The organism is Afifella sp. JA880 (assembly GCF_025379905.1).
In the GTDB taxonomy this organism is placed as follows: domain Bacteria; phylum Pseudomonadota; class Alphaproteobacteria; order Rhizobiales; family Afifellaceae; genus Afifella; species Afifella aestuarii.
This window is the reverse complement of the sequence record NZ_JAOANH010000001.1, coordinates 511,815-525,617: the sequence shown is the minus strand read 5'-3', so window position 1 is coordinate 525,617 and position 13,803 is coordinate 511,815. Positions and strand designations below refer to the sequence as shown.

Genomic DNA, 13,803 nt, shown 5'->3' with positions numbered 1-13,803 from the left:
GTCTACCTATGCGGCTGGTCCCGGGGGAGGTAGGGAGGGTGGAAATGGCCGTCGGGCGCGGAGTTTCGGGGGCGTCCGTCGCCGCAAAGCGAAGAAAGATCTCCTTGCGATGACCACCTGAAGAGGAGCTGCAGAAAATCATTCGCGCATTTCGCCGTTTACGTGAGGCGTTATTTCCGCGATAACCATATTTGGGAAAAGGACTGTCTTGAGCCATGTTGAGACCGGGGGGCGATACAGCATAAGGATTGGGAGGGAGCAGCTGTGCCCGTTAATATAAAACGCGATCGTACCTATAAATGTCCCTGGCGCTCTGTCAAGCCGCTCAGGTGACCGATATGCATTCCGTAGCCTCTTCAAAAGACGAAGAAACCTTAAATCTCGGCAAGGCTGAGGGGGGCTCTGAGGCTCCTCGTGGACGTGGCCGTCCCAAAGTCATGTCGGATGAAGCCCAAAGCGCGATCATCCTTCAGAAGGCACGCGAGCTGTTCCAGGAGAGCGGCTATGCCCGCACGACGATGGATGAGGTGGCGGCGCGGTGCCGGATTTCGAAGCGCACGCTTTACCGGCTTTTCCCCAGCAAGACGGAGCTTTTTGCCGCGATCATCGACGCCCATCGTGAGACCATGCTGGCGCTCCCGGGCGACTACGAGGAGATGTCGCTGCAGGAGGCCCTGGAAGCCATTTTCCGCATCGACATTTCAGAAGAAGCCGATCGTGAGCGCGTCGCTCTTTTGCGTTTCGTGATGGTGGAATCGCGGCATTATCCGGAATTGCACGATTTGGCGCGCCAGCGCGGCGGCGAGAGATCGCGAGCTCTCTTGGGCGAATGGTTTGACAAGCAGCGTCAACTCGGGCGTATCGATGTCGACGATGCAATGAGTGCTGGGAAGATTTTGATGGACATGATCTTCGGTGCCATTGTTTTCAAAACGCCGGGAGACCCCGAATTGGGCGGTGGCGATGACCGTAAGAGCTATCTGCGCCGCTGTATTCGGATATTTTTGAACGGAGTGCGTCCCCGGTAGCGGGCGACGGTGGCGAGCAGGTCATGGATCAACACGTTAAGAAGACCGATTCACACTCCGCCTTTGATTGGGCGGATCCTTTTTTCCTCGAAGATCAGCTGAGTGAAGAAGAACGGCTGATCCGTGATACGGCGCACGATTATGCGCAGGAGAAGCTCGCCCCTCGGATTCTCGAAGCCTACGCCAAGGAAAGAACCGAGCCAGAAATCTTTGCGGAAATGGGCGAACTCGGCCTTCTCGGGATCACCATCCCCGAAGAATATGGCTGCGCCCACGCCTCCTACGTCGCCTACGGCCTTGTGGCGCGTGAAGTCGAGCGCGTCGATTCGGGCTATCGCTCCATGATGAGCGTGCAATCCTCGCTCGTCATGCATCCGATCTACGCCTATGGCGACGAAGCGCAGCGGCAGAAATATCTGCCGAAGCTCGCAAGTGGCGAATGGATCGGCTGCTTTGGTCTGACCGAACCCGATGCCGGCTCCGATCCCGCCGGAATGAAGACGCGGGCGGAAAAGGTGAGCGACGGCTATCGTCTCACCGGCTCCAAGACGTGGATCTCGAATGCTCCGCTCGCCGATGTCTTCGTGGTGTGGGCGAAATCGGCCGAGCATGACGGTGCGATCCGCGGTTTCATTCTCGAGAAGGGCATGCCGGGTCTTTCCGCACCGAAAATCGGCGGCAAGCTGTCCCTGCGCGCGTCGATCACCGGCGAGATCGTCATGGATGGCGTCGTGGTGCCGGAAGAGAATCTCCTGCCCAATGTTTCGGGGCTGAAAGGCCCGTTCGGTTGCCTCAATCGCGCGCGCTATGGAATCGCCTGGGGCGTCATGGGGGCCGCCGAGGATTGCTGGTTCCGCGCAAGGAGTTACGCGCTAGAGCGGAATCAGTTTGGCAGGCCGCTCGCCGCCACTCAGCTGGTTCAGAAGAAACTGGCCGACATGCAAACGGAGATCGTTCTGGGTCTCCAGGCGGCTTTGCGCGTCGGTCGTCTCTTCGACGATGGCAAGATGGCGCCTGAGATGATCTCGCTCATCAAGCGCAACAATTGCGGCAAGGCGCTCGATATCGCCCGTGTCGCCCGCGACATGCATGGCGGCAACGGGATCCAGGAAGAATACCACGTCATGCGCCATGCGCAGAACCTCGAGACCGTCAACACCTATGAGGGCACGCACGACATCCACGCGCTGATCCTCGGCCGTGCCCAGACGGGTATTCAGGCCTTCTTTTGATCTGAAGCTCGGGGTCGGAAAATGAATAAGCCGCTTGAGGGCGTCAAAGTCATCGAGCTCGCCCGCATTCTGGCCGGGCCTTTTGCTGGTCAGGTTCTCGCCGATCTCGGTGCGGACGTGATCAAGATCGAGGAGCCGAGCCAGGGCGACGATACCCGGCGCTGGGGACCGCCTTTCGTCGTCAATCCGGAGGGTGGATCGGAGGGGGCCGCTTATTTTCACGCCTGCAATCGGGGCAAACGGTCGATCGGGGTCGATATCGCCACGCCCGACGGGCAGGAGATCGTGCGACGGCTTTGCGCCGAGGCGGACGTGCTCGTCGAAAACTTCAAACTCGGCGGCTTGAAGAAATATGGTCTCGACGCGGCGACGCTGCGCTGTGATTTCCCCCACCTCATCGTCTGCTCCATCACTGGCTTCGGCCAGACCGGTCCTTATGCGTCCCGCGCCGGCTATGACGTGATGATCCAGGGTATGTCGGGGATCATGTCTCTGACGGGCGAACCGGACGGCGAGCCGATGAAGATGGGTGTCGCTTTTGCCGACATCTTCACCGGCCTTTATTCCGTCATTGCGATCCAGGCGGCGTTGCGCGCGCGCGAAGCGAGCGGCGAGGGGACGCACATCGATATGGCGCTGTTCGATTCCATGACGGGCGTCCTGGCGAACCAAGCGATGAACTACCTCGTGACCGGCAAGAACCCGCAACGCGCCGGCAACGCCCATCCCAATATCGTTCCCTACCAGGTGTTCGCCGTCAGCGACGGCCATCTCATCATCGCGGTCGGAAACGATCGGCAGTTTCGTGGGCTTTGTCGAATTCTCGGCAACGAAGAATGGGCGGACGATCCGCGTTTCGCCGACAATGCTGCGCGTGTCGCAAACCGCCCCGAGCTTCTTGGGCTTCTTTGTCCGAAACTCGCGTCCTGGCGGCGGACAGACCTCCTTCAACGTCTCGAGACGGCGGCAATCCCTGCAGGACCGATCAACACATTGTCGGAGGTTTTTGCCGACCCGCAACTGCGCGAGCGCGGCATGGTGATCGAAGCCGAGATGGCGGGTGGCGCCTTCACCCTGCCTGCGCTACGCACGCCGATCCTCTTCGACGGAACGCCGCTTGCGGCCCAATCGGGCTCTCCGCGGCTCAACGAGCACGGTGAGGAGATTCTGCGCGAGATCAATATGGAAGCGGCCTCCGAAGCCTGACACCGGCAGGATGCTTCAGGCGCATGTCGGCTGCCGTGTCTCCTCAAAGTAGGCAAGAGCCTGCGGATTTGCCGGAATCGTCAGCGTCTCGCCGCCTGAGCGGGAGTGAAACGCGGCGAGGAACGTGGGCACGTCCTCGGCTGGCATCGGGCGGGCGAAGTAGTAGCCTTGGGCTTCGTCGCACTTCATCTCCCGCAAGATCGCCAGCTGATCGGCATCCTCCACGCCTTCTGCAACCACTTTCATTCCAAGACGCGCGCCGAGTGTGACGATGGCGTGGACGATGGCCCCGTCACTGGTGCCACGCAGAAACGACTTGTCGATCTTCAACCGGTCGATCGGAAACTGATTGAGATGGGTGAGGGACGCGTAGCCCGTCCCGAAATCGTCGAGCGCGATCTTGATGCCCGCAATATGGAGGGCGCGCAGAGCGTCCCCGACCATTTCGGCACTCCACCCCATATAGGTGTTTTCCGTCACCTCGAGGACGAGGCGGGAGGGGGGAACCCCTGCGGCCGCGAGCTTGTCCAGAATCACCTCGGTGAGATTGCCGGTGCGAAACTGTGCCGAGGAGAGATTGATGGCCACGCGGCCGAACTCGACACCCTCGTCGAGCCAGCGCCGCATCTGCCCGATGGCGCTGTCGAAAGCGAGCTCGCCGAGTTGATGCCCGCATTCCGTGTCCTCGAATGCGGCGATGAAGGCTGCGGGCGTGAGCAAACCTTTGCTGGGGTGCTCCCACCGCATCAGCGCCTCGAGGCCGGTCACCTGACAGGGCTCCGCAAGACTGACAGTCGGCTGATAGAAGAGCTTGAAATGGCTCTGCTTAAGGCTGCTGCGCACATCATGCATGAGCTCGGCCTTGCGCTCCACGGCAAGGCGCATCCAGGGTTGGAAGCCGATCAGGCGATTGCGGCCTGTAAGCTTCGCCCGAAAAAGCGCGATGTCGGCGTTCTTCAAGAGATCCGTCGGGTTTTCATGATGCTGGGGACACATCGCCGCTCCGGCGCTGGCCGTGATGGAGAAGTTGCGTCCGTCATGCTCGACGGGATGGCGAAGTGATTCCATCACCCGCTCGACGGCTTTGTGGATGTCGGCGGCCGTTTTGATGCCGGGCATGATGATGGCGAATTCGTCGCCGCCGAGGCGCGCGACCGTGTTGTCTTCTCCAAAGACGCGCTGGAGCCGTTCTGCAATCAGGCACAGAAGCTGGTCGCCCGCGTCGTGACCGAGGGTGTCGTTGACGGTCTTGAAGTGATCGAGATCGAGCATGATGAGCCCGACGCTCGTCCGGCTTTGCCGCGCATGATCTATGGCGTCCGACAAGCGCTCATGAAACAGGGCCCGGTTGGGAAGCCCCGTCAGGCCATCGCGGAAGGCGAGTCGCTCTATTTCGGCATTGTGCTGGTGTTGTTCGGTCACGTCCTGGACGCTGCCGATCACATGCGCGACCCTGCCTTCGCTCCACTCGGCTTCGGCAAGACACCGGATCCAGCGTCGATGGCCTTTGACAGTGGTGATTTCGACTTCACGATCGAAGCGTTTGCCTGCCTGAACCAGGGCCGTCACGGCCTGATGCGCCTCTGTGTCGCTCGCGCTCGAGAGTGTCTGCTTGAAGAACTCGCGCGTTGGATTGACGCGGCGATCGAGCTCGAAGATGCGGTACATCTCCTCCGACCAGGTCAGGCTGTCGTTGCGCACATCGAGTTTCCAGCTGCCGACTTTGGTCAGGCGGGTGGCCTGTGCCAGGAGCCTCTTCTGACGGCGCAGATCGATGATGGTGCGCCTGCGCGACAATTCGTTCATGGCGAGAGCGGCAAGCATCGCAAGTCGCACTCTTTCGCCCGCTGAAAAGCGACGCGGCTGGGTGTCGATGAGACAGAGAGTACCAACGGCGACGCCGGGGCGTACGATGAGAGGCGCTCCCGCATAAAAACGCAGATGACGCCGCTGCACCCATTCGTTGCTGTGAAACCGTGGATCCTGCAGGGCGTCTTCTACGATGAAGACGTCATCGGACAAGACTGTCCAGCTGGAGATCGCCTCGCCGCGTGGAATCGGGCGATCACCGGCCCCACAGCTTGCGAGGACGACTTCCTCGTTCGCGTCCATGAGCGTGACGAATGCAAGCGGAACCTCAAACAGGCTGTGTGCGAGAGCGCAGATTTCGTCGAGGGCCTTTTCCGAACCGCCATCGGCAAAACGATAATGTAGAACTTCCTGGAGCCGTTCCTGCTCATTGGCCGGGCAGGGGCACATCGCCTCCTGTATCTGTGCGGCCGTCATGATGTTGTCCTCTTGGTTCCCCCGAGCCAAACCTGCCGGCAAGCAGTAAAAGCTTTGTCCACTTTTTGAGATAAAGGGGAGTTAATCGCTCGGCGCAGACGCTGTCGGGGCGACGGCAATCCGTCACAGTGTCAAACCGACGTGACACATTCCGCCGTCCGCGTAGATTGCCTATAAAGAGGCTTATGGCGACAGGACGGTCTTTGAGGGTGATCCTAGCCCAGCCACGCGGTTTCTGCGCGGGCGTCGAACGTGCGATCACGATCGTGGAGCGCGCGCTCTCGCTTTATGGCCCGCCGGTCTATGTGCGCCACCAGATCGTTCACAATCAGCACGTTGTCGACACGCTCAAAGAGCGCGGCGCTGTCTTCGTGGAGGAGACGGACGAGATTCCGGACGGCTCCATCACCGTCTTCAGCGCCCATGGTGTGTCCCGTGCGGTTGCCAATCGTGCCGCGGCCAAGAAGCTGGACGTCATCGATGCGGCATGTCCGCTCGTGCAGCGAGTGCAGAGGGAAGGTCGCCGCTACGCCGAGCAAGGCTACGACGTGGTGCTCATCGGTCACGCCGGTCACGCCGAGGTGGAAGGCACACGCGGCCAGATTGACGGTCGTCTCCATATCCTGTCGACGCCCGATGCGGTGGCTGAGATCGATGTCGCGGACCCCGAGCGCGTCGCCTACATCACTCAGACGACCTTGAGCCTGCTCGACACGCGCAACGTCATCGCCGCTTTGAAGGCGCGCTTTCCTTCGATCGTCGGGCCGGAGACGCGCAATATCTGTTATGCGACGCAGAACCGGCAGACCGCAGTGCTGGAGCTTGCCGCAAGCGTCGAAAAGCTGGTGGTGGTGGGCTCCGCCAACAGCTCCAATTCAAGCCGGTTGCGCGAACTCGGAGAGGCGTCGGGTATTCCGAGCTATCTGATCGAGGCCCCGCAAGAGCTTGATCCAGCATGGCTTCGCAATGTCGATCGGCTCGGCGTCACGGCCGGCGCTTCGGCACCGGAGGCGAGCGTACAAGCGGTGCTGAACTGGCTGCGAACTTTCCGCACACTTCATGTAGAAACCCTGGACGGAATCGAAGAAAAAGTTCACTTCAAACTGCCTCAGAGACTTCTTCGAGAGGCTCTGGCCGATGCCTGAGCCTTGCTGGCGGAAAGCTTGATTTTGCATTCCTGGCTTGTGAGGATGGTGTTTCATCTGGCGTCTCTCTTTCGAAAAAGTCTCAATCCTTTCATGAACCTGGGTGAGCGCTGTGGCGCCAGCCCGTCGTTGTCCGGCCCGGCGTAAGCCTGTCGGATGTTGAGCTGCGAAGCTGACATTTCGGGCGCGTATCGGCCCAAGCCGCAAGGTTGAACACACATGGCAATGCCGTTTCCCTTCTCCGCCATCGTCGGCCAGGACGAAATGAAGACAGCGCTGCTTCTGGCGGCGATCGACCCTTCCATCGGCGGTGTCCTCGTTTTTGGTGATCGTGGCACCGGAAAGTCGACGGCCGTGCGCGCGCTGGCGGCTTTGCTGCCGAAGATGCGGGTGGTCGTGGGTTGCCCCTATGGCTGCGATCCCGCCAATCCAGGCGCTTTTTGCGACAGCTGTAAGGAGAAAGCGGCGGAAGGCGACCTGAAGACGCGCCAGGTCCCGGTTCCGGTGATCGATCTGCCGCTCGGAGCGACCGAAGACCGCGTGGTCGGGGCGCTCGATCTCGAACTCGCGCTCACAAAGGGTGAAAAGGCGTTCGAGCCCGGTCTTCTGGCCCGCGCCCATCGCGGCTTTCTGTATATCGACGAAGTGAACCTTCTCGAGGACCACCTCGTCGATCTTCTGCTCGATGTGGCGGCTTCTGGCGAGAACGTCGTCGAGCGCGAAGGTTTGAGCGTTCGCCATCCTGCCCGCTTCGTGCTCGTAGGCAGCGGCAATCCGGAAGAAGGCGAGCTGCGCCCGCAGCTTCTCGATCGTTTCGGTCTGTCCGTCGAAGTGAAGACGCCGACGGATCTGCCGACCCGTATCGAGGTGATCCGCCGTCGCGACACGTATGAACATGACCCCGCCGCGTTCGTCGAGCACTGGAAGCGCCGAGACGGCAAGCTGCGTTCACGTCTAACTGCCGCGCACAAGCGCCTTGGCGACGTGTCCGTGCCCGACAAGGCTTTGGAGCGCGCGGCCGAATTGTGCATGGCGCTTGGCACCGACGGTTTGCGGGGCGAGCTGACGCTGATGCGGGCCGCGCGCGCTCTTGCAGCTTTCGATGGCGATGCGGAGGTCGGCGACAAGCATTTGCGTCAGGTGGCGCCACCGGCACTCCGACACCGCTTGCGGCGCAACCCGCTCGACGATTCCGGTTCCTCCGTGCGCGTCGATCGCGCCCTGGAGGAGCTTTTCGGCGCTTAAGGGTGTAACGGTGATGAGAGAGCGCTCGGCAGAAGATCCGATTTGGGGGGATGCGCTTCTTGCGGCGGCATTGTTTGCCGTTGCCCCGGCGCAGCTCGGCGGTGCTGCGATACGCTCTCTCGCAGGGCCGGGCCGCGATGCCTGGCTTGAAACCTTGCGCGCGCTTCTACCCGATGAGGCCCCCATGCGCCGGGTGCCGCTGCATGCCAGCGAGAGCCGTATTCTGGGCGGACTGGATCTGACGGCGACCTTGCGCGCCGGGCGTCCGGTGGCCGAGCGCGGCATCCTCGCCGCAGCCGATGGCGGCGTCGTTGTTCTCGCCATGGCGGAACGTATGGAGCCCAACAAGGCGGCCCATCTCGTTGCGGCCCTCGACGCTGGTGAAGTTGTTCTCGAACGTGACGGCCTTGCGTTGCGGACGCCGAGCCACTTCGGTGCCGTCGCCCTCGACGAGGGCTTGTCGGAAGAGGAGCGGCCGCCCGCCGCGCTCATGGACCGTCTCGCCTTTCATATCGATCTTTCAGGCGCCACCTTACGGGACCTGGAGCCTTCCGTCGTGACGGCCGAAGAAGTGACGGCCGCCGCTGCGCGCTACAGCGCGGTTTCGCTCTCAGATGAGGCGCTGCAGGCGCTGTGCACGACGGCGATGGCACTTGGGATCGGTTCTCTGCGTGCACCGCTGCTGGCCGCACGGGCCGCAAAGGCGCACGCCGCCTTGTGCGGGGAGGATTCCGTCGGCGAGGTGGATCTGCAGACGGCCGCTCGTCTCGTTCTGGCGCCGCGTGCCACGATGATCCCCCAAATCGAGGATCCGGAGGATGAATCCACCGAGGAACAACCGCCCGAGCCGCAGGAACCTCCGGAAGAAGCCGAGCAGAAGGACGAATCGGAGGCCAAGGACAAGCCGCTCGACGACGTGATCCTGGAAGCCGCGCAGGCTGCCATTCCGCCGGGCCTCCTGGCCATGTTGAAAATGGGGCTCGACCGGCACAGCCGCGGCGCCTCTGCGGGCGGTAAGGCGGGCGCGCAAAAACAATCGAAGACGCGCGGCCGTCCGATCGGCACACGGCAAGGCGATTTGCGTGACGGGATGCGTCTCAACGTCGTGGAGACGTTGCGCGCGGCGGCGCCATGGCAGCCGATCCGCAGGACTGCGCGCGGAGAGGTGCTCGAGCCCGGCAAACGTCCGGCGCGCGTCGAGGTGCGGCGCGACGATTTCCGCATCTCGCGTCACAAGGAGCGGTCGGAGACGGCCACGATCTTCGTCGTCGATGCTTCTGGCTCGGCGGCTTTACACCGCCTCGCCGAGGCCAAGGGCGCCGTCGAGCTCCTCCTGGCCGATTGCTATGTGCGCCGCGACCAGGTGGCGCTGATCGCCTTTCGCGGACGCGATGCCGAGCTTCTTTTGCCGCCGACGCGGTCTTTGACGCGCGCCAAACGCAGCCTCGCGGGGCTGCCGGGCGGAGGTGGCACGCCGCTCGCGACGGCGATCGATGCGGCCGCGGCGCTTGCTGATAGCGTCAAGCGCAAGGGCCAGACGCCGAGCATCGTGTTCTTGACCGATGGACGCGCCAATATCGCGCGTGATGGCGAGCCGGGTCGCGCGCAAGCCGATGAGGACGCTTTGGCTTCTGCCAGGGCCTTTCGTCTGGCTGGATTTCGCGCCGTTCTCGTCGATACGTCGCCACGGCCGCAACCGAAGGCGGAGAAGCTTGCCGGGGAAATGGCTGCGATCTATCTGCCTTTGCCCTATGCGGATGCCGAGGGCCTCTCGCAGGCGGTGCGTGCCGTATCCTCGAATGTGCCGGCGGCGGCATAGTTCGCCCGAGGCGCGGCGAGGAAAAAGTGCGGGTGGTGGAGTGAGCCGAGGGCGATTCGTCGGATGACCAGGAAGCTCGACTGGGAAAAGGAAGGCCGCAATTGGCCGAACCGTGCCGCGAGCCGCTTTGTCGAGGCGGCAGGACTGCGCTGGCATGTGCAGCAGATGGGGGAGGGACCGTCGCTCGTGCTCCTTCACGGTACCGGCGCGACGACCCATTCCTGGGGATCGATCCTTCCGCTTCTGGCTGAACGATTTTCCGTGACGGCCATGGATCTGCCGGGGCACGGATTTACCTCAACGCCGGCGGCTCATCGGCTTTCGATGCCGGGAATGGCCGATGCGGTCGCTGGCCTCCTCGATGCTCTTTCCGTTCGTCCGACCATCGTCGCCGGACATTCGGCGGGAGCGGCCATCCTGATGCGTATGGATCTCGATGGGCATTTGGATTCCGATCTCCTGATCAGCCTCAACGGAGCCATTCTCCCTCTCTCGGGGATGGCGGGTCAGTTCTTCTCTCCCGTGGCGAAGATCCTGGCGCGCACGTCTTTGTCCGCGCGCTTTTTTGCCTGGAGTGCCGATCGGGACGAAAACGCCGTCAAACGGTTGATCGACGGAACGGGCTCGAAACTGAGCCAGCAGGACATCGACTGGTACGAGATGCTCGCCCGCAACACCGGTCACGTCTGGGCGGCGATCAATATGATGGCGAATTGGGAGCTCGGGCCGCTGGAGCGGGATCTGCCGAAGCTCAAGACGCGGCTCGTTCTCGTCGCCGGCGGTGAGGATGGTTCCATTGATCCCTCCACTGCGTTTCGTGTCAAAGACATCCTGCCCTCTGCCCGTGTCGAGTATCTGCGCGGTCTCGGGCATCTCGCGCATGAGGAAGCGCCGCGGCAGGTGGCCGACCTCATCTTCCGTTTGGTCCTGGAAGAAACGCGGGTTTTCGACGCCTGAGGTGGTGTGATGGGCCGGAATTGTCGCGGTCATGATGGCTTGCGCCGCGTTGCGCCAAACGGCCTCTCAGGTGTACATGTCAGTTTATGTTGACACGTGCTTCAGCTTCAAACCCGGTCGCTGAGATGGCGGAGCGTCGCCCGCATGCGATCGTCATTGGCAGCGGCTTCGGTGGTCTTGCTGCAGCCATCCGTCTCGGTGCTCGAGGATACCGCGTAACGGTTCTCGAGAAGCTCGATCAGCCGGGCGGTCGCGCCTATGTCTTTCGCCAGGACGGCTTCACCTTTGACGCCGGGCCGACGATCGTCACGGCGCCGTTTCTCTTCGAGGAACTCTGGCGCCTCGCCGGACGCGAGTTTGCCGACGACATCACGCTGAAGTCATTGAGCCCGTTCTATCGGCTGATTTTTGCCGACGGCACGACGTTCGAAGAGTTTTCCGATCCTGATGTCATGCGCAAGGAAGTGGCGCGCATCTCTCCGGAGGACGTAGAAGGCTACGACCGTTTCATGGCCGAGAGCGAGGCGATCTTCCGCGTCGGGTTCGAACAACTTGCGCATGTGCCCTTCGGCTCCTTGCTCGATATGGCAAAGGTGCTGCCGGACTTCGTGCGGCTCCAGAGTTTCCGCAGCGTTTATTCCTGCGTCTCGCGCTATGTGAAAGATGAGCGCCTGCGCATCGCGCTGTCCTTCCATCCGCTCTTCATCGGCGCCAATCCCTTCCGGACCACGTCGATCTACGCCATGATCACCTTCCTGCAGCGGCATTGGGGGGTGCATTTCGCCATGGGCGGAACGGGCGCCCTCATCGAAGGGATGGCAGGCCTGGTTAAGCATCAGGGCAACGACATCCGTCTCAATGCCGAGGTCGACGAGATCCTGGTCGAAAATGGGCGCGCCTGTGGCGTGCGTCTCGCCTCGGGAGAGACGATCGCCGCCGATGTCGTCGTCTCCAATGCGGATTCGGCCTTCACGTATCGCAAGCTCTTGCGCAGCGTGAAGCGGCGTCGCTGGACCAACGAAAAGATCGATCGTGCGCGCTATTCGATGAGCCTCTTCGTCTGGTATTTCGGCACCGATCGCACCTATCCAGACGTCGCGCATCACACGATCCTCCTCGGCCCGCGCTACCGGGAATTGCTGAGCGACATCTTTGACAAGAAGCGTCTTGCGCCAGATTTCAGTCTCTACCTGCACCGGCCGACGGCGACGGATCCTTCGCTGGCGCCTGCTGGATGCGACGCGTTTTACGTGCTCTCGCCGGTTCCGCATCTCGGCGGCAACACGGACTGGCATACGGAAGCGGAAGCTTATCGCCAGACGATCGAAGAGCACCTGAGCAAGACCGTCTTGCCGGACCTCAAATCGCATGTCGTCAGTTCGCGCATGACGACACCTTTGGACTTCCGCAATCGGCTCCTGTCGCTCAATGGCGCCGCCTTCGGGCTGGAACCGGTTTTCACGCAAAGCGCCTGGTTCCGTCCTCACAACAAGAGCGAAGAGGTGGACCGGCTTTATCTCGTGGGTGCAGGTACGCATCCAGGAGCCGGACTGCCGGGTGTTCTCTCTTCCGCCCGAATTCTCGATGAGGTCGTCCCTGATGCTGCCGCACTGGCCTGAGCAACGCCTGGCCACACCCGCCGATCACGCCGCCTGTCGCGAGCTCATTCGCACGGGCTCGCGCACTTTTTTTGCGGCATCGCTTCTTCTCCCTCCGACGGTGCGCGCGCCCGCTTATGCGCTTTATGGCTTCTGCCGCCTTTCCGACGATGCCGTGGATCTGTCGAACGGCAAGGCGGAGGCGCTCGACCGTCTGCGTGCCAGGCTCGATGCGGCCTATGCGGGCCGCCCCGCGGCCGTTCCAGCGGACCGTGCCTTTGCCGAGATGGTTCTATGCTACGGCCTGCCGCGTGCGCTGCCGGAAGCGTTGCTCGACGGTTTTGCTTGGGACGTCGAGGGGCGCCGTTACGAGACGATCGGCGAGCTCAACGCTTATGCGGCACGTGTCGCCGGCACGGTCGGCGCCATGATGACGGTGCTGATGGGCGAGTGCGATTATCCGGTCCTGGCGCGCGCCTGTGATCTCGGCGTGGCAATGCAGCTCACGAATATCGCGCGCGATGTCGGCGAGGATGCGCGCGCAGGCCGCATCTATCTGCCGCTCGAGTGGATGCACCAGGCTGGCATCGATCCCGATCTCTGGCTGGATAACCCGACATTCTCTCCCGAGCTCGGCAGCGTCATTCAACGGCTCCTCGATTATGCCGACGTGCTTTACCTGCGTGCTGCGAGCGGCATCGCACGGTTGCCGTGGCGATGCCGGCCAGCCATCAGGGCCGCGTGTTATCTTTATGCCGAGATCGGACGTGAGCTCGAGCGCAGGGGACTCGATTCGGTGTCGAGCCGCACCGTCGTTCCTGCCTCCCGAAAGGCCTTTCTGCTTGCGTGCTGCGCGGCAGGTCGATCGGCACAGGAGCATCTGGTGTTCGCACCGCTTCCGGAAACCCGCTTCCTGGTGGAAGCGGCCGCTGCCTCGTCAGCCTATCCCTTCCGGGAGATGGCGGTTCGGCGGCGTGGCTTCGGCGAGCAGGCAGAATGGGTGATCGACCTCTTCGCCCAGCTCAACGAGAGGGAAGCGACAGGCCGTATTCGCCTCTAGGGCAGCTGTGGCTGCCCATCTTTGCCTCGGGGGAGAGCATGGACGCAACGACAATCGTCCTGACCGAACTCATTTTTTTCTTCGGCGGCGTCCTCGTCTTCGGCATTTGGCAGATTGTTTCAGTGCGCCGCGCGGACAGGCAAGCGAAGCTTGAGGAAGAGAGCAAGCAGGCACTCGACCGGCGGCCGCCGCGCTGAGCGATATCGGCCGCTGTTCCCCGCGCGCGC

The 13,803-nt window shown here is 62.3% G+C and carries 11 protein-coding genes; 10 read left to right on the top strand and 1 reads right to left on the bottom strand.

Translation table 11 applies throughout. The features are described 5' to 3' along the window. Window positions 1-437 precede the first annotated feature (437 nt). From NYQ83_RS02455 to NYQ83_RS02445, 3 genes are read left to right on the top strand one after another with little or no spacing between them, the layout of a single operon-like run. Window positions 438-1,028, top strand: a complete 591-nt coding sequence (locus NYQ83_RS02455) for a TetR/AcrR family transcriptional regulator (protein ID WP_246008563.1) — start codon at window positions 438-440, stop codon at window positions 1,026-1,028. A gap of 23 nt (window positions 1,029-1,051) precedes the next feature. Beyond that, window positions 1,052-2,260: an acyl-CoA dehydrogenase gene (locus tag NYQ83_RS02450; RefSeq protein WP_261212094.1), complete on the top strand. Its 1,209-nt coding sequence runs from the start codon at window positions 1,052-1,054 to the stop codon at window positions 2,258-2,260. Window positions 2,261-2,281: 21 nt separating this feature from the next. Then, window positions 2,282-3,466, top strand: coding sequence for a CaiB/BaiF CoA transferase family protein (locus NYQ83_RS02445; RefSeq protein WP_261212093.1), 1,185 nt, complete (start codon window positions 2,282-2,284; stop codon window positions 3,464-3,466). 15 nt (window positions 3,467-3,481) lie between these two features. Here NYQ83_RS02445 and NYQ83_RS02440 read toward each other — a convergent pair whose 3' ends face one another. Continuing rightward, complete coding sequence (locus tag NYQ83_RS02440) at window positions 3,482-5,752, bottom strand: putative bifunctional diguanylate cyclase/phosphodiesterase (protein WP_261212092.1); 2,271 nt, start codon at window positions 5,750-5,752, stop codon at window positions 3,482-3,484. A 185-nt stretch (window positions 5,753-5,937) separates the two neighbouring features. Between NYQ83_RS02440 and ispH the strand changes: the two genes are divergently transcribed. The 7 genes from ispH (at window position 5,938) to NYQ83_RS02405 (ending at window position 13,773) form a co-directional block, all read left to right on the top strand. After that, window positions 5,938-6,897, top strand: coding sequence for a 4-hydroxy-3-methylbut-2-enyl diphosphate reductase (gene ispH / locus NYQ83_RS02435; protein WP_261212090.1), 960 nt, complete (start codon window positions 5,938-5,940; stop codon window positions 6,895-6,897). 219 nt (window positions 6,898-7,116) lie between these two features. Further along, complete coding sequence (bchI, locus tag NYQ83_RS02430) at window positions 7,117-8,142, top strand: magnesium chelatase ATPase subunit I (protein WP_261212089.1); 1,026 nt, start codon at window positions 7,117-7,119, stop codon at window positions 8,140-8,142. Window positions 8,143-8,155: 13 nt separating this feature from the next. Further along, complete coding sequence (locus NYQ83_RS02425) at window positions 8,156-9,961, top strand: magnesium chelatase subunit D (RefSeq protein ID WP_261212087.1); 1,806 nt, start codon at window positions 8,156-8,158, stop codon at window positions 9,959-9,961. Between the two features lie 63 nt (window positions 9,962-10,024). Beyond that, a complete protein-coding gene (gene bchO / locus NYQ83_RS02420; protein WP_261212085.1) occupies window positions 10,025-10,918 on the top strand; it encodes an alpha/beta fold hydrolase BchO in 894 nt (297 codons plus the stop codon). A 125-nt stretch (window positions 10,919-11,043) separates the two neighbouring features. Then, window positions 11,044-12,537: a phytoene desaturase gene (locus tag NYQ83_RS02415; protein ID WP_261212083.1), complete on the top strand. Its 1,494-nt coding sequence runs from the start codon at window positions 11,044-11,046 to the stop codon at window positions 12,535-12,537. Next, window positions 12,503-13,576, top strand: a complete 1,074-nt coding sequence (locus NYQ83_RS02410; RefSeq protein WP_261212081.1) for a phytoene/squalene synthase family protein — start codon at window positions 12,503-12,505, stop codon at window positions 13,574-13,576. The genes NYQ83_RS02415 and NYQ83_RS02410 overlap by 35 nt, the downstream gene beginning before the upstream one ends. 38 nt (window positions 13,577-13,614) lie before the next feature. Further along, the gene (locus tag NYQ83_RS02405) at window positions 13,615-13,773 is read left to right on the top strand and encodes a hypothetical protein (RefSeq protein ID WP_164879672.1); all 159 of its coding nucleotides are present in this window, start codon (window positions 13,615-13,617) and stop codon (window positions 13,771-13,773) included. Window positions 13,774-13,803: the final 30 nt, after the last annotated feature.

What these genes read in the sequence shown, in the direction of transcription:
- NYQ83_RS02455 (WP_246008563.1), top strand. Translation starts at nt 438, where the DNA reads ATGTCGGATGAAGCCCAAAGCGCGATCATCCTTCAGAAGGCACGCGAG.
- NYQ83_RS02450 (WP_261212094.1), top strand. Translation starts at nt 1,052, where the DNA reads ATGGATCAACACGTTAAGAAGACCGATTCACACTCCGCCTTTGATTGG.
- NYQ83_RS02445 (WP_261212093.1), top strand. Translation starts at nt 2,282, where the DNA reads ATGAATAAGCCGCTTGAGGGCGTCAAAGTCATCGAGCTCGCCCGCATT.
- NYQ83_RS02440 (WP_261212092.1), bottom strand. Translation starts at nt 5,752, where the DNA reads ATGACGGCCGCACAGATACAGGAGGCGATGTGCCCCTGCCCGGCCAAT.
- ispH (WP_261212090.1), top strand. Translation starts at nt 5,938, where the DNA reads ATGGCGACAGGACGGTCTTTGAGGGTGATCCTAGCCCAGCCACGCGGT.
- bchI (WP_261212089.1), top strand. Translation starts at nt 7,117, where the DNA reads ATGGCAATGCCGTTTCCCTTCTCCGCCATCGTCGGCCAGGACGAAATG.
- NYQ83_RS02425 (WP_261212087.1), top strand. Translation starts at nt 8,156, where the DNA reads ATGAGAGAGCGCTCGGCAGAAGATCCGATTTGGGGGGATGCGCTTCTT.
- bchO (WP_261212085.1), top strand. Translation starts at nt 10,025, where the DNA reads ATGACCAGGAAGCTCGACTGGGAAAAGGAAGGCCGCAATTGGCCGAAC.
- NYQ83_RS02415 (WP_261212083.1), top strand. Translation starts at nt 11,044, where the DNA reads ATGGCGGAGCGTCGCCCGCATGCGATCGTCATTGGCAGCGGCTTCGGT.
- NYQ83_RS02410 (WP_261212081.1), top strand. Translation starts at nt 12,503, where the DNA reads ATGAGGTCGTCCCTGATGCTGCCGCACTGGCCTGAGCAACGCCTGGCC.
- NYQ83_RS02405 (WP_164879672.1), top strand. Translation starts at nt 13,615, where the DNA reads ATGGACGCAACGACAATCGTCCTGACCGAACTCATTTTTTTCTTCGGC.